The organism is Paenibacillus xylanexedens (genome assembly GCF_007676705.1).
GTDB classification, from domain to species: domain Bacteria; phylum Bacillota; class Bacilli; order Paenibacillales; family Paenibacillaceae; genus Paenibacillus; species Paenibacillus xylanexedens_C.
On record NZ_VEBF01000002.1, the window covers coordinates 1802944 to 1820451 of the forward strand.

The window sequence follows — 17508 nt, forward strand, 5'->3', positions numbered from 1 at the left end:
TAAAATAAATACACAAACTTCCATCTAAGATACGCCCTTCATCCGGGATATCATCCATTGTGTCAGTTGCGGCGTGGATGCATCCAGCATCACCTGTTCTGTCTCGGCCATGCTTTCGAGCGCCTGATAATGATGTGAAGCGGTTAGTTCACGTTTAGGCGGGTTATCCACAAACGCAATTTTGCCGTTATCACGGGTAATGAAGGATAACTCTTCAAATACATCCAACATCATTGTAATCATGCGCGGCGAACAACCACATTGACGACTGAGCACAGGAGTAATCTCTTGTTCCTCCACGGGTTCAGCTTTCCATTTCAACACCTGCATATAAATACGCTTGAAGAGTTCTCTGGAAGGCATCTGAAGGCGATCTCGGCGGTTGCCTGATCCGTGCAGAAGGATGATATTCTCTGCTCCACTGAACAAAGCCAGCATGGCATTAAGTTGTTCCGGGGTTTCCGGCGTATCAAACACAAATAACGTCCGGACTTGTTCCTGTCCATAATGCTGCGCAGCAGCATTACACGGAAATAACCCGACCTTTCTATCATATACCCAAAGGCAAGGTTCATACAATGAATTTCCCTCGGAAACATCGGTTTCTTTCCGAACAATAGCACCTATAGAACCTGATTTGTATCGCAGATGCACCTCAAGTGAGCTCAAGAATTGCTTCATCGCATTCAATGGCTCGGTATTACCGCGCAAATCAAACACCTGGACCTGAGGAACATGAATGTCCTGAAGCATCAATTGAGGTTTTCTCATCCCATTCCACTCATTGACGGACAGTTCTCCCATCACATCAATTACGGTACCTGGGAAAAGAAACTCTGCTAATGCTCCCTTGCCAAATGCGACAGTTTCCAATTGCTGACCATCTTGTTCAAGCACCAGTTTCAGGTGGCGTTTCTCTCGTCCCATCGTTCTGGTTTCCTTCACAGTCACGCTTCTCAACACAAACCGTGGCGAAGGATTGCTCATCCCAAAAGGTTGCAATCGGTCGATCTCCTGGATCACTTTCAGCGGAACATCACTAATTCTGCATTCATCATCCGCAAGACGCTGAGGTACAAAGTCCTCTTCGGTCAACACGGTTGCAGCAAACTCATTCAAGCCCGCCTCAAGTTCTTCCAGTTGATCCCGATGCAGGGTCATCCCTGCAGCAGCCGGATGTCCCCCGTAATGATCCATGGTGTGTTTGTTGACTGTGAGTGCCTCATAGATATCCAAGCCCTCAATGGAGCGCGCAGAGCCTTTGCAGACACCACTCTCTGGATCAATCCCAAGAATAAGTGTAGGCCTGTAATAGCGGTCCAGCAATTTGGAAGCCACAATACCAACCACTCCGACATTCCAGCCCTCACCAGCCAATACGATTACATCTGGAACTGATCCTGAACGAAGCTGTATCTTTTGTTCCAATTGTGCCGTTGCTTCTTGTAATATGCCCTCTACGACTTGCTGCCGTTCCCGATTCAATAGATCAAGCTGGCCGGCAAGCGTATGAGCTTCATCCAGATTCTCGGTTGTGAGCAGCGACACCGCCCGTCCCGCATGGTCCAAACGTCCACTGGCATTAATACGTGGTGCCATGGCAAAGGCGATATTAATCGAAGTCACCTGACTCTGATCCACACCACTGATTTCAAGCAATGCACTTACTCCGGGAAGACGTGAACCACGCATGGATTCTATTCCATAACTGACGATAACCCGATTTTCACCTTCCAAAGGCATCAGATCGGCAACCGTACCGATAGCGGCAATCTCCATCCATTCACCGGGCACTTCCCCGATCAATGCCTGAGCCAGCTTTAAGGCTACCCCTGCACCTGCCAAACCTTTAAAAGGATACGGACATCCCGGAAGTTTCGGATTAATAAGTGTATAAGCTTCCGGTAAAATTTCAGGTGGTTCGTGGTGGTCTGTCACAATGACCTCGATGCCCAGCGTTGCCGCATAGGCAATCTGTTCAACAGCACTGATTCCGGTATCCACGGTAATAATCAATGAAACGCCCTGCTGATGGGCCCAATCCAACGCATGGTTGTGCAAACCATACCCTTCATTCGAGCGATGAGGGATATATATATCATACGAGGCCCCAAGATGACGCATCAGGTGGATCATCAGCGATGTACTGGATACGCCATCGGCGTCATAGTCCCCATAGATTAAAATATGTTCTTCCCGCTCCAAAGCCAGCTTGATTCGAGGGACAGCTTCATTCATGCCGAGTAGCAGAAACGGATCATGCATCTGATTCAGATCAGGATGCAAAAAACGTTCGGCCTCCTTCTCATTGTGCACTCCTCGACTCACAAGCAAACGTCCAACAAGGGGTGAAACGGAAAGCGCCTGCGAGAGTCCCGCAGCCGCCTCCAGATCGATATTCGGTGTATTCCACCGGTATTGCGAATAAAGCAATGATAACGCTCCTTTCCTGATCTACTGGACCCGCGCTTCACTACTGAATTAATGTCGCTTCGTGATCGGGCAGTTCATGATTGGATTTATAAGGATAGCCTGGATCATAAGGTATCGCTTGAATCTGTACTTCTTTCACATGACTAAAACGGGTTAGCAGTAGTGTCTTCGCCCGATTAGCAATCTCCTGTGCTTCCAGTATTGAAATCCTCGGATTCACACTAATGACCAGCTCAATCGTAACGTCATGTTCCTGTTCCCGTGCAACCAAGTGCTCAATGGTAATGATGCCATATACCCGCTGTACGGTCTCTTTGAAATCTGACGCTTCTTCCTGCTCCAGTTCCTGAACGAGTGAACCATAGACTGTGTCCACAATCATTCTGTAACCCTTATGAAGCACAAAACAGGAAGCAATCAACGCAGCCGTGGGATCAAGGTAGAGTAACATGCTCAGACCTGTCTCTTCACCCGTCATCGAACCGATAATACCGATTAATACGGTGAGCGAGCAATAGAGTGCGCGGCGATGTTGCTGTGCATATGCCAACGCCTGAGACTGGTTTCGTTTACGGAAATATCTGTACTGAAACTGAAAAATTGCTTCCTTCACAGCGAGAGCTGCTACAGCCACCAAAAGCACCGACTTCCCGGGGGCTTCAGGTTCACTTCCGGACAGACTCCCCAATGCGGAGATGGCAAGCTGCAAGCCGCCCATAAGGATCAGCACAGATAACAATACCGAAATTCCCGGTCTGGCAACACGTGAGTGTTCTTTAAAGCGTTCCCTGCGTGCCTTGCTCTTATGGCGTACAGACTTGGAGGGAAAGAGACCAGCCAGGGCAGAACCAGCTTCAGAAGCAGAATACAAGCCGTCTGCGAGCAACGATTTGCTGTTTGCCATATAACCGACCCCAGCCTTGATCACCGCAAGTCCCATATTACCAGCAATACCGCTCCATGTGGCAGCTTGAGCAGATGGGATATGTTCTCTGGTCATGAATATTCCCCCTTAATTCTGTACATAAAGTTACAAAACCGCGCCTGGCAGACGCGGCTTCACAATAAAATGTTTAGTTAGATTCTTTAGCTACTGCTTTTGGCTTCTCAATTTGTTTACCTTTGAGCATCAGCCATAGTGGGGCAGCAATGTAGATTGAAGAATATGCACCGAACAGGGTTCCGATAACCATCGCAAGCGAGAACATGCGAATGGACTCTCCACCAAATATGAACAAACAGATTGAAGCTGCAAATACGGTGAATGTTGTATTCAGGGAACGAGTCATCGTTTGAGCCAAACTGCGATTGACTACCTCACGCAAATCGGCTTTGGTTGTCTTTTTGGCAAAACGCAGATTCTCACGAATCCGGTCAAAGATAACGATGGTATCGTTGATCGAGAATCCGACAATGGTCAATACTGCGGTAATAAAGGTCAGATCCACTTCCAAACGGAAGATGGAGAACACACTTATTACAACAAATGCGTCATGGAAGAGTGCAACAACCGCAGCCAAACCAAAGCGCCACTCAAACCGGATCGCAACATAGATCATGATCCCGATACTTGCAATGAGTACCGCGTAGATCGCGTTGCGCTCCAATTCTTTGGCCATCTCTGGATCAACGGTATTTACTTCATAGGAAGCCGATGCATCCAGTTTGGTAAATTCCTGTTTAAATTTGCTCTCTTGGGTCTCATCCAATTCATTGGAGAAACGAACATTTACACGGTCAGCCCCCGGTGTAATGGTAACATCACCCTCATCAACACCGATGTCCTTAACGATAGGTTTAATCTGCTCCGCTGTGATTGCTTTGGATACCGAGATATCCACATTCGATCCAGCACGGAAATCAACCGCATAATTCAAACCCAAAGCCAGTATGCTGATGATCCCCGTAATCGTCAGAATAATCGAGAAGATATAGGCAATCTTACTACCTTTAATATAATCAAAATTCCAATTAAAGCGCACGAATTTCACTCTCCTTCACTCCGAAGTACTTAGGCTTCTTCAACACGTTACCCCGTACAAGCAGGGTCAACAGGAAGCGGGAGAAGAAAATATTCGTGATAATACTGGTAACAATGTCAAAAATCAGCACGAGTGCAAACCCTTTAACCGCACCTGTTCCTAGGAAGAACATAACTGCTGCAGCAATAATGGTAGTGATGTTGGAGTCAATGATGGTACGGAAGGAATGTTTACCACCCGCTTTAACCGAAGATAGAATTGACTTGCCACTACGCATCTCTTCCTTAATCCGTTCGTACGTGATGATATTGGCATCGACCGCCATCCCTATACCCAGGATAAACGCCGCGATCCCCGGAAGGGTAAGTACGAATTCTCCTAAATAGAAGATTGCAAGTACCAGCCACGTATGTGTAATCAGGGCAAAACTCGCGATGATACCAGGAATGCGATAAAGCCCAATCATGAACACTAGAATAATAACGGAACCAATTAATCCCGCTTTAATAGTCTGATCCAGAGAAAGCTTACCGAGTGTTGCTCCAACACTTTGTGAATACTTCTCTGTAAGTTTCAGTGGCAATGCACCCAGGTTAATGGTGTCACGAAGCTGGTTTGCTTCGTCACGTGTGTAAGCACCCGAAATCTGAGCGGAACCATCTGTCAACTGTTGTCTAACGGTTGGAGCAGAGAGCAGCTCATCGTCCAAATAAATGGCGAGAGGTTGTCCGATCAAACGTTTGGTAATCTCGGAAAATTTTGCTTTGTCTTTCACTTGAATGTCAATCATAGGCTCATTCAATTGAGTGAACACAACTTTGGCTGCATTCTCAACAAATTCATTTCCGCGAAGCTCAATTTTCGTGTATTCGCCTTCCTTGTCGTTCTCAGCTTTACTACGGAAGGTCAGAACAGCCGGTTCTTTCATTTTGGCTCTAACTTCAGCCTCATCCGTAACCCCTGCCAACTTCAATCGAATCCGGTTGCTTCCTTCAGTGGTTACCTCCGGTTCGCTTGTTCCGAGCGCATTGGCGCGGCTTTCAAGGCTTTTGGCCGTTTGCACCAAAGATGCTTTGGTGACTTGTTGACCTGCTTCGAGCGGCTCTGCTTCATATAAGATCTCGTAGCCTCCCTTTAAATCAAGGCCCAAGCGTATATTTTTGAGCAGTTCCGGGCTTGTTCCCACCATTACCCCTGTGGTGACAAGCACGACCAGAATGAAACTGATAATTCTTTTCATGCCGTTCCTAGATCCCCTTTCGTTCTCAATATTCCTATTATAGCGATGCCGTAAAAAGCAGTCAATTTTCAACAAAAAAGATCCCTTTCGTCTAGAAAGAGGACCCCCGGTATGCAGACACTGTCATAAAGTTCATAAAGCTTGTTGCTTTCAGTGACAAAATGTCGTTCACCAGCTGGTGAAGCGGTGGAATGCCCTGTTTTTCATATTTATGACTGACGCAATTCCAGACATCTTTGCTGGTGACATATTCGTAACCGACAAGCCTTAATTCCTCCGCTTTACTACGGCAGAGCATCTCTATTGACTGTTCCAACTCCACATCATTCATTTCTTCCAACGGGGAGCCTCCCTTCGTACATCCAAGCCTTTATGCGGCATCAATACTACATGATTCGACTTCGCCTGATCATATTCCTTCTTGCTGGTTATGGTTCTTTTTGTTAATCGTGTCCAAGTTGTCATGAGAAGATAAAGGACTGGCATAGGATGAAGAACAACGGCTTTGTCCCGTTTATGTTGATAACCTGTACTTTCAACCGGGAAAGAGGGGTAGTCTTGAAGAAACAGACATTTATTCAGGGGGCCATGATCCTGCTCGCGGCAGGCATAATTAATCGAATACTTGGTTTCATCCCGCGCATTGCGCTCCCACGAGTCATCGGTGCAGAAGGTGTTGGCATCTACCAATTGAGCTATCCCTTTTTTATCGTACTGGTGACATTAATTACGGGTGGTATTCCGCTGGCCGTAGCCAAGCTCGTAGCCGAAGCTGACACTGGTGCCAATCGTTATTCCCCCCAACGAATCCTGCAAGTAAGCTTAAGTTTTACGTTGACCCTGGGTGTAGTATTCATGTTTTTGTGCATTATATTTGCCCCATGGGTAACCAAGTACGTGCTCACCGATGAGCGGGTGTACCATACGTTCGTTAGTATGAGTCCCATGATTGCCATTATCGCCGTATCTGCCGTGTACAGAGGCTACTTCCAAGGCAAGCAAAACATGATGCCTACTGCCATTTCATCCATTGTTGAAACCATCATTCGCATCGTCTGTGTCATCTGGTTTGCCTGGCTTCTCCTCCCCCACGGTATTGCCCAGGCTGCTGCTGGTGCCATGCTGGGCGCACTCGTCGGAGAATTCGGCGGTATGCTTGTCTTATTGTGGAAGTACAGCAGACAGAAGAAGGAGTTACCGCTAGCCAAACATCAGAACATGTCCAATCTCTCAAGCAAGCGTATAACCACAGAAACACCAGTTATGAAAGATACAGATACTACGCAGACCGGATTAATTCGGCGTTTACTTGCGATTTCTGTTCCCGTTACGGCAGGTCGATTGGTTGGCTCCCTCTCCTACCTGGCTGAAACCATTGTCACTGCCCAGAGTCTTGCTCTGGCAGGCATATCCAAAGGACTTGCCACAGCACAGTATGGTGCACTACAAGGTATGATTATCCCTTTGCTACTGCTGCCAGGCGCACTAACCTCATCCCTTGCGACATCGCTTGTACCCTCACTGTCCGAAGCTTCTGCTCAGGGTGATCGCGCACTGATTCACAAAAGAATGCATCAGGCGTTACGCTTGGCACTCGTGACAGGTGCTCCGTTTTCTGTGTTTATGTATGTGCTTGCCGAACCGATGTGTCTTGTTCTGTATAATGATGCATCGATCGGAAGCATGCTGAAGCTAATGGCTCCTTTTGCTTTGTTCATTTATATTCAAGCTCCTCTTCAAGCTGCGTTGCAAGCCCTTGACCGTCCAGGTAAAGCACTGCTGAATACATTTATCGGTGCTGTTATCAAAATCACCTTGATTTTAACGCTCGCTTCCCGGCCCGAGTATGGCATCTTCGGCGCGGTTATCGCTATCTGTGTGAATTCTACTGTGGTTACCCTATTACATGCCCAAAGCGTACGTAAACTGCTACAGTTCCGCTTCAAGATCATGGATTGGGTCAAAACGGGGGCCGGAATGTTTATCATGGGAGCAGCGACCCTGCTGGTATACGAAGAGACGGTCATGATATTACCTTTTTGGGTCCGAATGCTTCTCGCGCCTTTCGTCGGGCTTATCGTTTATTTCATCGTTATGGGCTGGACCAAAATGATTGACTTTCATGATCTGACCCGTGCTCCTTTTATAGGTTCATGGTTCAAACGTCGGTCAGGCAAATGATATTCATTTTTTATCATCTTTTGGACTTACATACACTTTGCCATTGTGGTCGATGGAGCATATAAATACATCCTTGAAATCCAGAATTCCATTATGCTGAATCTGATTTTTCAGCCAAAATCTCGTTTTCTGGATGAGTTCCAGATTCTGATCCTGGACTTTACCGTCCATAATCAGAGGCAATGGCAGACCTTCATATTTGATATTTGGAAGTCCATCGATTTGATTTTTCCCTGCTTTGGATTTACTGGAAGAAGACCCTTGTGAGTCAGAGTCCGAAGAGCTGCTGCCATTAGACGCATTCTGATCTTTTGGAAAAACGGTCAGCTTACCTGTGGTCTCCAATATTGCGAAATCAACCTCACCAATACTGTCTACATTTTGTTCTCGGAGCTGTAACAACAGATCATCCAGGTTATATCGCTGTTTGCGCATCTCATCCCGATGAAGAACGCCTTTGGAGATCAATACGGTAGGTTTGCCATCAATTATCAAGCGGAGTCTCCGACTCTTCAAACCGACAAAGGCCATTCCGATTTGCACAATGATAACCGTCAGCATAGGTACAATGCCATGAGACAAAGGTTTATCTATATCTTCAATGACAAAGGCAGCCATCTCAGCGAGCATAATCGACACGACCAGATCAAACATGGATAGCTTACCGATCTCGCGTTTGCCCATAACCCGTATAGCACAATACACAAGGAAGTACATGAGAATGGTTCGAAAGATATGTGATCCGACATCTGGGAAGTTCACAACAGGGGTCCTCCTTCGAAACTGAGTTTATAACAGTTAGCTGTAGTGCAATCCCTATTTTGGCCTGAACCTTACATGCTCATGCAGAAATAATGCGTTCATTTAATGGAAATTCAGTTCATAAGTCCGAAGGCTTGACCATACACTGTATTAACTTATAACTTGTACAAGGGGGTTGCTTCATGCAATTGATCCGCCGCTTGGTTTCGTTTCGAGTGTCCAATCCGATTCTGTCAGGCCTCTGTCAGGCTTTTGTATGGATGTTTATCGGAGCATTAATTCTCTCTTTGTTTCTCTGGATGAGCGGAATGCGGGAACAGGACCTCTCGCTCTATACCTATGTTGTTCATGGCTTGTCATTATTGGTTGGTGGTTTTGTGGCAGGCAAACGTTCTGGTGAAAAAGGATGGTACTACGGAGGGATTACCGGAATCGTATATGGACTCCTTGTGCTGTTGATCGGATTTCTCGCGCTGGATGCTTCATTTAATTGGAAAGATAGTTTACAACTACTCAGTGCCTTCTTCATTTCAGCTCTCGGTGGCATGTTCGGTGTTAACACGCATCGTTCCTAATTCACGGGTGAAGTACATCGACCTTCCCTCATCAAAACAAAAAGAGAACCGATCTCCAGGGAGAGCGGTTCTCTACTAGGGAATACGCCACAAACGCACCCTCGTTATTCTATGTTACAGTAACTATTCAACAGCCGTGTCACGAGCTACAGCCGTGCTGATTGCATTACGGTCAAACGTAAGCTTAGTTACATCGTTTACACGCAATACAACCACATCGTCCGTAATCTCAGCGATCGTACCGTGAAGGCCACCAATCGTTACAATTTTATCGCCTTTTTTCAATTGGCTCAGCATGGAATTCCGTTGCTTTTGCTTTTTGTTCTGTGGACGAATCATCAAGAAGTAGAAAATTGCAACCATGAGTACCAAAGGTACGATCAAAGATACAATTCCGCCGCCCGCTTGTGCTCCTGCTAGAGTCATTCCCTGAAACATTAAAACTCCCCCTTATCGACTATACATACAGATATTCCTTGTTACGCCAGTTCCCTTAAAACCTCAATCAGAAACCTTTGTCATTGTCATGAAGACCATATTGATCGAAAAATTCATCCCGGAAATCAAGCAAACGATCTTCCATAATGGCTTTACGTACATTACGCATCAAATTCTGCAAGAAATGAAGATTATGGATCGTCGTCAAACGCAGGCCAAATGTTTCATCTGCTTTGATCAAATGACGCAGGTAAGCTCTGGAATAGTTGCGACAAGTGTAGCAATCACATTCAGGGTCAAGTGGCCCAAAATCAGTTGCAAACTTGGCATTACGAACTACCAGACGTCCTTGGCTGGTCATCGTTGTTCCGTTACGGGCAATCCGAGTAGGCAAAACACAATCGAACATGTCCACTCCACGAATTGATCCCTCAATCAACGCATCGGGCGAACCTACCCCCATCAAATAACGTGGTTTATTGGATGGCAACAAAGGTAATGTGTAATCCAATACACCATACATCAAATGTTTCGGTTCTCCAACACTCAGTCCACCAATAGCATACCCCGGGAAATCCATGGAAGTCAAATCTGCGGCGCTCTGACGGCGAAGATCTTCATGCATGCCTCCCTGTACGATGGCAAACAGACCTTGGTCATGCGGACGAGCATGACTTTCGAGACAACGTTCTGCCCAACGGCTCGTTCTCTCGAGTGATTTTTTTACATATTCATATTCAGCCGGATACGGTGGGCATTCATCAAAAGCCATCATAATATCGGAGCCAAGTGCATTCTGAATTTCCATCGCCACTTCAGGAGAAAGGAACTTCTTGTCTCCATTCAGATGGGAACGGAAGTGAACGCCTTCTTCCGTAATTTTGCGCATCTCGCTAAGAGAAAACACTTGGAATCCGCCGCTGTCCGTCAGAATTGGACGATCCCAGTTCATGAATTTGTGCAATCCGCCAGCTTCACGAATGATTTCATGTCCTGGTCTCAGAAACAGGTGATAGGTATTACTCAAAATAATTTGAGCATCCATTTCTTTTAACTCTTCAGGGCTCATTGTTTTGACGGTTGCCTGTGTACCTACAGGCATAAAGGTCGGTGTCTCAATAATACCGTGAGGTGTGTGCACACGCCCCAGACGTGCACCGGATTGTTTACAAGTTTTGATATGTTCATACGTAATTGCTGCCATTGGTTTTAATCATCCTCTAAAAGTTAATCGTTATATTAATATATCAACATGGCATCGCCGAAGCTGAAGAAACGGTATTGCTCTTGGATAGCTTCCTCATATGCCTGCATAATATGTTCTCTGCCTGCAAGTGCACTAACCAACATAACCAACGTGGATTTCGGAAGATGAAAATTCGTAAGCATCCCATCGATCACTTTAAAGGAGTAGCCTGGATAGATGAAAATACTCGTCCATCCGCTGCTTGCTTGCAGTACTCCATCTTCAAATTTGCTCCCTACCGTTTCCAAAGTACGGCAACTCGTTGTGCCAACCGCAAAAACGCGATGTCCATTCTCTTTGGTCTGGTTAATCAGGTCTGCTGTTTCTTGTGACAAGGAGTAATACTCCTCATGCATGACATGATCTTCTACAACGTCGACCGACATCGGTCTGAACGTTCCCAGTCCTACGTGAAGCGTAATGAAGGCCACATTAACACCTTTGGCACGAATCTGATCCAACAATTCATCCGTAAAGTGCAATCCCGCTGTAGGTGCAGCCGCCGATCCTTCATGCTTGGCATATACAGTCTGATACCGTTCGCGGTCATCCAATGTCTCTTTGATATAAGGTGGCAACGGCATCTCGCCCAGACGGTCCAGAATCTCCTGGAAGATTCCATTATACGTAAACGTAAGTTTACGGGCCCCCATCTCGCCCTCTTCATCTATGGTTGCCTTTAGTTCATCACCGAATACGATAACGGAACCAGCTTTCAGCTTTTTACCCGGCTTAACCAGAGCTTCCCACGTGTCGCCTTCGACATTCTTAAGCAATAACACTTCAGCTTTGGCTCCGGTATCTTCTTTTGTACCGAACAGACGGGCTGGGAGAACACGTGTATCATTCAGAATCAGTGTATCGCCAGACTCCAGAAAGTCGATTATATCAGGAAACGTTTGATGATTAATCTCACCACTATCTTTGTTCAAGGTAAGCAACCGGGATGCCGTGCGATCAAGCAACGGCGTCTGTGCAATCAATTGCTCTGGTAATTCAAAATCATATAAGTTCACATTCATTTTAGTTTCATTCCTTAACAATAGTCGCATTTTGATAATAGTGTTTCAATATTGCCTGGTAATCATACCCTTCATCTGCCATGCCTTTGGCTCCCCATTGGGACAAACCCAATCCGTGACCATTGCCCTGACCGATAAACATGAAGGTCTGACCCTGCGTTACCGCTCTCGCTTGACCATCACCACTCATAACCACAAGTGCATTACCGGATGATGTTCCTGTGCCTGAGGAAGAAAGTACAGAGGCACCCTTTGAGCCGGTTTTACTGGCTGTTTTGCCGTCAGCGCCTAATACAGTATAACTTCCGGTCCCTGCAATATCAAATAAAGTGCTCGGTAATCCACCGAGCGCAGAGCGGTATGTATCGGCATATTTCACCGTCATAGCCTGTCCGTTGGCAGTAACTTCAAGTGCTCTTCCGGAAGGTCCACGCTTGGTAACTTCCATGGTTGAGATTGAAGCAGGAACAGACGCTGTCGTTTTACCCTGAAGGGATTTAACCAACTGGGCAGACGTGAAAGGTCCTCTCACCCAAGCATAGTCGTTGGATTGAGCCACTTTTGCCAGTACAACAGCTTCGTTGCCTGGATTCATTTTGGCTACAGGTTCCACGTTGGATTGAATTAACGGAATGGGACGTACATTGGTATTCTGAGCCGTTACCGTCACTTTCGCCAGTCCCGCATCGGTCTTGGTCGTTAATTCTTTGATGTTATCTTCACGAATGTACCCGCTAACGCCTGAATTGAGCAGCACATGGTACCATGTATGTAATCCTGCCTGGGCAGATGTATCTCCCGAGCTAACCACATTGGTGAACACACCTGCTCCGCCGTTCCATACCTCAGAAGGATGAGCTGTCTGGCCGCCCGCATTGGAGGAGAACACCGCTTCGACGATTTTACCACCGCTCTTGACCACTTCTCCAGCCGTTGCATCCACTGCGCTGGTTACTTTATCATTCTCCGAACCAATCCCGTTATAGGCTTGGCTAAGTGTCGTATCCACGACATTGGCAATTTTAAAGCGTTCCCCCTGTTGAAGCGCGTAAGATCGAGCAGCTACGGCTTGAACTTTCAAAGCCTCAGCAGGCCAAGAAGAATACACCTCTGCCCCTACGACAGAGTACAGGTACTGCTCCAGCGCTACAACATTGACCAACGCCAGGTCACCACTCACGATGCTGATTTCCATATCTCCACGATACGTTCGCTGGGAACGTTCCACTACTTTGATACCATTGCCGTTTCCTTGTACCAATGCTTTGGATTCATTACCTGCAATCGTGTAATGCGGAGCTGTTTTGAGTGCATCCGTACTTAATCCTGCATCCTGACGGATAATTAGCCCTGCACTATTGTTGACAGGTGTAAGGCTTACCCCCGGAGCTTTGGCTTCCACACTGTTCTTCAACACAGATAATTCCGCATCCGTTGAAGCTTCACCAACCCATACCGCATAGGCTTGACTTCCCCCATTCAATTGAAGGACTGGATAAGCACTAACTCCTGTTGCTAAAAGGTTGGCTTGTGCTGCCTCGGCTTCCTGAATCGAACCATATGTTCCAGCAGACAGGCGTTTACTTCCTGTAACAGCTGGCTTTTGACCAGCCAGTTGAGCTGCTGCTACCTTCTGTACCCGTGTAACAGCTTGTCCAGCCAGTGCCTCTGTTGCGTAGTTACCCGTGTAGAGCTGGTAGATGGTATTACCATTCAGAGTAGTTGTGAACAGTAGCGGTTTATCCGCTGTTGCCTGCAACAACTTTGCTGCTGCAGATGCTGCCTTAAAGTCCGATGTTTCCAACACCTTCACTCGGAATCCATCAGCACTGAAACGTACCTGCCCTGCCGGAAGGCTTACATTTGCGCCACTCTCTGATTGGATACTCCATTGTCCCGTCGATTCAAGCGTAATGAGTGGTGTAGTTGATTTATACGTACTGCCCAGATTCGCAAACATGGCTACCCGGATCGTCTGTCCATCATTTCCTGCTGCATAAGCAGGCACTTGCAGACAACTCACTGTCAAAAGAGCTGCCGCCAGTACCTTCAATCGACGACTCCACTTCTTCGTTCGTATTGCTTTTCCCACAATCAGACTCCTCTCCATGCATTTCCTTCACTTTATATCGGGTTAACACGTAATTATTTCAATGGTTGTGGTGAATATTCAACTGGCTCGATTATTTGCTGTCTCTTGGTGGAACAGGCAGACCCAAGTGATGATACGCAAGATCTGTCACGATCCTGCCTCTTGGTGTACGCTGAATCATACCAATCTGAAGCAGATACGGTTCGTAGACATCCTCGATGGTCTGGCTTTCTTCCCCGATTGTAGCGGCGATTGTATCCAGGCCTACAGGGCCTCCCCGGAAGCTGTTGATCATGGATTTGAGCATCTTATGGTCAATCTCATCCAGGCCACGCGGATCAATCTGGAGACGTTGCAGCGCTTCTTCTGCCAGTGTCTGCGTAATAATCCCATCACCACGCACCTGTGCAAAGTCACGTACTCGTTTTAGCAAACGGTTCGCGATCCTCGGTGTCCCACGCGAGCGCAATGCAATCTCTTCTGCAGCATCGCCGACGATCTCTACACCCAAAATTTCAGTTGAGCGTGAGACGATATAAGCCAGCTCATCAACCGTATAGAATTCCAAGCGACTGATAACACCAAATCGGTCTCGAAGTGGAGCAGACAGCAAGCCAGCACGGGTTGTAGCCCCAATCAGAGTGAATGGTGGCAGATCCAGTCGAACGGAACGTGCACTTGGACCTTTGCCAATCATAATATCCAATGCGGAATCTTCCATAGCCGGGTACATGACTTCTTCAACGGTACGATGCAGACGATGAATCTCATCAATAAACAAGACATCGCCTTCCTGCAGATTGGTTAACAATGCTGCAAGATCACCCGGGCGTTCAATGGCTGGACCTGATGTAGTTCGTAAGTTAACGCCCAATTCGTTGGCAATAATATTGGCAAGTGTTGTTTTACCAAGTCCAGGTGGTCCATATAACAAAACGTGATCTAATGCCTCATTACGAAATTTGGCAGCTTCAATATATATCTTTAAATTTTCCTTCACCTGATTCTGCCCGATATATTCATTCAGATACCGGGGACGAAGGCTCAACTCAACATTTTGGTCCTCCATCATCAGGTTCGCGGAAATAATGCGATCATCCATATTCATCCCTACCTTTTTTGCAGGCTACAGCTATATTATAATATGCAATTTGTATTATCCCGTAAACAGCATTTGCAGCGCCTTTTTCATCAACACATCAACGGAATCCGCTGTAGTAACATCCTTTTTCAATTTGAGCCATACTTTATCAAGCTCATTGTCAGTATACCCAAGTGCCTTGAGACCTTCACGTGCCTCATCCCAGGCAGAACCACTTCCCGACTCTTCCGATGGAGGAGCGAACAAACCTGTTGCATACGCTGCCGCGCCAAAGCTATCCAGCTTATCCTTGAGATCCAGGATCATGCGTTGTGCAGTCTTCTTGCCTATGCCTGGCAACTTGGTCAAAAACGTAAGATTCTCCTGGTAAATCGCCGTAACCACATGTTCTGGTGTACCTCCAGCGAGTATGCCCAGAGCCACTTTTGGACCAATACCAGATACTTCAATCAGTTTACGGAACAACCGCTGCTCATCCCGTGTAACAAATCCAAACAGCAACATCGCATCCTCACGCACATGATGGTGAGTGTACACGGTAATTTCGCCTTCTTGCTTCGCAAATGCAAATGGATTCGGACAGAATACGCGATACCCCACACCATGAACATCCAGCACAATATAATCATTCTCTACATGAATGAACTGTCCTCTTAGAAAATCAATCATTTTCGCAATACCTCATTCAACTTGGAATTTAATGTATAAGAGTGCGCGTGGCACACGGCTACAGCCAAAGCATCCGCTACGTCATCTGGTTTAGGAACGACCTGAAGACGCAAAAACATTTTGACCATCTCCTGTACTTGCTTCTTCTCCGCTTTACCGTACCCAACAACGGCCTGCTTGATCTGCATTGGCGTATATTCTGCAATAGGCAAACCCTTCTGCGCGGCAGCAAGTACCATGACGCCTCTGGCCTGACTGACTGACATCGCTGTTGTAACGTTCCGATTGAAAAAGAGTTTCTCCAGCGCTACTGCGTCCGGTTTGTATTTATCAATCAATTGCACCATACCTTCATATACGTGAAGCAACCGCTCCTCTTCAGGGGTATGAGCTTCCGTCTGAATACATCCATATTGTACGGGTACCACCTTACTGCCGATTTTATCCACAAAACCAAAACCAACAATCGCAATCCCCGGGTCAATTCCCAAAAAACGCAAAACCATCTCTCCCTCACAAAAGCGAACATATGTATCGTTCATTTCATTATAACAAAAGATAGACCCTGCGGCAGGAAAAACTTTGTCTAACTGATTACTCGCCTTTAATCGTGAATTTTTTACATGTTATTTCGAATTTCCAAGTATTTCGGTTCAAACGACAAAAAGGACATCTCTTCGATGTCCTTCATCATATTTCACGTATTTTGTTGAGTGTTGTCTTATACTCGTTACCCGCCATTGCGGATTAAATGATGATCTTCATCCACTGCATAGTCACTGAACGTAGAGATCACACTGTCATACTCGTCTTTATCCTGAATCCGAATGCCCTGCTGCAATTGCTCCAGTACTCCTTCAGGCAAAGAACTCTCCAACGTCCCAACATCCAACTGAAAGAACGTACGAATGACCTTCTCTTCTGCTGGCTTACCCTCATACAAATTAAGATTACCTACAGCATCTATGCTGATATACGCCTGCTCTTTACAGAGCGGTGAAAGGTCATTTATACGTTGCTTCAAATGCAGCTCATCTGATGTTCCAATGGTGGCATCCCATTCCGGATGCTGAGCCAGCAGCATCTTCAACTGTGGTCTAGCCATTTTGCCTAACTGCTCTGTTTCCACTCCACAGATGTACTGCGTTTCCAATACTACACTCGTTAAATGATCTGGATCAGAATCCAGTTGCTCCATGAGTACTTGGATTTCCTGTTCAGATCTTGTTTCCTGCGTAACAGGTCCCATCACAGTGGTTGCTTCACTAAAGTCAGTCGTCAGCAAACGCTCAATCGTAGATGAGATAGGCAAGCCGCTGTAAGCCAGTATCGTTACTGCAAGCAAAGCCGTAGTCATCCATAGTGTTCGTTTCCAGCGTCGCCAACGTCTCTTGAATTGTTTTCTGAAGTTAAACGTGTTCACATGAACCCCTTCTATCACTTTTTAAACCTATTGTGACCTAAAGAACGGGGCTTTATGCAGAACTAACTTGTCCTGTGAAGAGGGAAACTCCATGTGTTATGTTAAAGCGCATATTGTGATAGTATCCGACTTGTACTTATCGTAACTTATAAAGTAAACATAAAAAAAGTACTATCTATAATTAGATAGTACTTTTTCGAGATCGGGATGACACGATTTGAACATGCGACCCCCTGGTCCCAAACCAGGTGCTCTACCAAGCTGAGCTACATCCCGTTATATATACCGGCGAGAGGACTCGAACCTCCACGGTTTCCCACTCGATTTTGAGTCGAGCGCGTCT

Annotated in this window: 16 protein-coding genes and 1 tRNA gene; 2 read left to right on the forward strand and 15 right to left on the reverse strand. The window is 46.4% G+C overall.

Annotated features, from left to right (window positions below; translation table 11 throughout):
• Positions 1 to 24: 24 nt before the first annotated feature.
• From recJ to FS628_RS17985, 5 genes are all read right to left on the reverse strand, one after another.
• On the reverse strand, positions 25 to 2433 hold the full coding sequence (recJ, locus tag FS628_RS17965) for a single-stranded-DNA-specific exonuclease RecJ (protein WP_145324026.1): 2409 nt from the start codon (positions 2431 to 2433) through the stop codon (positions 25 to 27).
• A gap of 40 nt (positions 2434 to 2473) precedes the next feature.
• Positions 2474 to 3433 carry a cation diffusion facilitator family transporter gene (locus FS628_RS17970; protein WP_145324028.1) on the reverse strand — a complete coding sequence of 320 codons (960 nt, stop codon included), beginning with the start codon at positions 3431 to 3433 and terminating at the stop codon, positions 2474 to 2476.
• Positions 3434 to 3506: 73 nt separating this feature from the next.
• Positions 3507 to 4415, reverse strand: coding sequence for a protein translocase subunit SecF (gene secF, locus FS628_RS17975; protein ID WP_145324030.1), 909 nt, complete (start codon positions 4413 to 4415; stop codon positions 3507 to 3509).
• Complete coding sequence (gene secD, locus FS628_RS17980) at positions 4405 to 5655, reverse strand: protein translocase subunit SecD (protein WP_051447453.1); 1251 nt, start codon at positions 5653 to 5655, stop codon at positions 4405 to 4407. The genes secF and secD overlap by 11 nt, the downstream gene beginning before the upstream one ends.
• A 91-nt stretch (positions 5656 to 5746) precedes the next feature.
• Positions 5747 to 5986 carry a post-transcriptional regulator gene (locus tag FS628_RS17985; RefSeq protein ID WP_036617497.1) on the reverse strand — a complete coding sequence of 80 codons (240 nt, stop codon included), beginning with the start codon at positions 5984 to 5986 and terminating at the stop codon, positions 5747 to 5749.
• A gap of 227 nt (positions 5987 to 6213) precedes the next feature.
• Here FS628_RS17985 and spoVB point away from each other — a divergent pair, with 227 nt between their 5' ends.
• The gene (gene spoVB / locus FS628_RS17990) at positions 6214 to 7836 is read left to right on the forward strand and encodes a stage V sporulation protein B (protein WP_145324033.1); all 1623 of its coding nucleotides are present in this window, start codon (positions 6214 to 6216) and stop codon (positions 7834 to 7836) included.
• Between the two features lie 3 nt (positions 7837 to 7839).
• On the opposite strand, the gene FS628_RS17995 is transcribed toward spoVB, so the two are convergent.
• Entirely contained in the window at positions 7840 to 8553 is a 714-nt protein-coding gene (locus tag FS628_RS17995; RefSeq protein ID WP_145324249.1) for a DUF421 domain-containing protein, read from the reverse strand.
• 227 nt (positions 8554 to 8780) lie between these two features.
• Between FS628_RS17995 and FS628_RS18000 the strand changes: the two genes are divergently transcribed.
• A complete protein-coding gene (locus FS628_RS18000) occupies positions 8781 to 9173 on the forward strand; it encodes a TIGR04086 family membrane protein (RefSeq protein ID WP_017686772.1) in 393 nt (130 codons plus the stop codon).
• Positions 9174 to 9296: 123 nt separating this feature from the next.
• Here the strand turns inward: FS628_RS18000 and yajC are convergent, their stop codons facing one another.
• The 9 genes from yajC to FS628_RS18045 all read right to left on the reverse strand — a co-directional run bounded on the left by yajC (position 9297) and on the right by FS628_RS18045 (position 17441).
• Positions 9297 to 9611: a preprotein translocase subunit YajC gene (yajC, locus tag FS628_RS18005; RefSeq protein WP_145324035.1), complete on the reverse strand. Its 315-nt coding sequence runs from the start codon at positions 9609 to 9611 to the stop codon at positions 9297 to 9299.
• Between the two features lie 67 nt (positions 9612 to 9678).
• A complete protein-coding gene (gene tgt / locus FS628_RS18010) occupies positions 9679 to 10815 on the reverse strand; it encodes a tRNA guanosine(34) transglycosylase Tgt (protein ID WP_145324037.1) in 1137 nt (378 codons plus the stop codon).
• A gap of 35 nt (positions 10816 to 10850) precedes the next feature.
• Positions 10851 to 11879: a tRNA preQ1(34) S-adenosylmethionine ribosyltransferase-isomerase QueA gene (gene queA / locus FS628_RS18015; protein ID WP_145324039.1), complete on the reverse strand. Its 1029-nt coding sequence runs from the start codon at positions 11877 to 11879 to the stop codon at positions 10851 to 10853.
• A gap of 7 nt (positions 11880 to 11886) precedes the next feature.
• On the reverse strand, positions 11887 to 13989 hold the full coding sequence (locus FS628_RS18020) for a SpoIID/LytB domain-containing protein (protein ID WP_440131289.1): 2103 nt from the start codon (positions 13987 to 13989) through the stop codon (positions 11887 to 11889).
• A gap of 73 nt (positions 13990 to 14062) precedes the next feature.
• The gene (gene ruvB / locus FS628_RS18025; protein WP_145324043.1) at positions 14063 to 15073 is read right to left on the reverse strand and encodes a Holliday junction branch migration DNA helicase RuvB; all 1011 of its coding nucleotides are present in this window, start codon (positions 15071 to 15073) and stop codon (positions 14063 to 14065) included.
• 54 nt (positions 15074 to 15127) lie between these two features.
• Positions 15128 to 15742: a Holliday junction branch migration protein RuvA gene (gene ruvA / locus FS628_RS18030; RefSeq protein ID WP_145324045.1), complete on the reverse strand. Its 615-nt coding sequence runs from the start codon at positions 15740 to 15742 to the stop codon at positions 15128 to 15130.
• Positions 15739 to 16242, reverse strand: coding sequence for a crossover junction endodeoxyribonuclease RuvC (gene ruvC / locus FS628_RS18035; protein WP_017686765.1), 504 nt, complete (start codon positions 16240 to 16242; stop codon positions 15739 to 15741). Before ruvC ends, ruvA begins: the two co-directional genes overlap by 4 nt.
• Before the next feature lie 230 nt (positions 16243 to 16472).
• The gene (locus FS628_RS18040; RefSeq protein ID WP_145324047.1) at positions 16473 to 17165 is read right to left on the reverse strand and encodes a BofC C-terminal domain-containing protein; all 693 of its coding nucleotides are present in this window, start codon (positions 17163 to 17165) and stop codon (positions 16473 to 16475) included.
• Between the two features lie 202 nt (positions 17166 to 17367).
• Positions 17368 to 17441: transfer RNA gene (locus FS628_RS18045), tRNA-Pro, on the reverse strand.
• Positions 17442 to 17508: the final 67 nt, after the last annotated feature.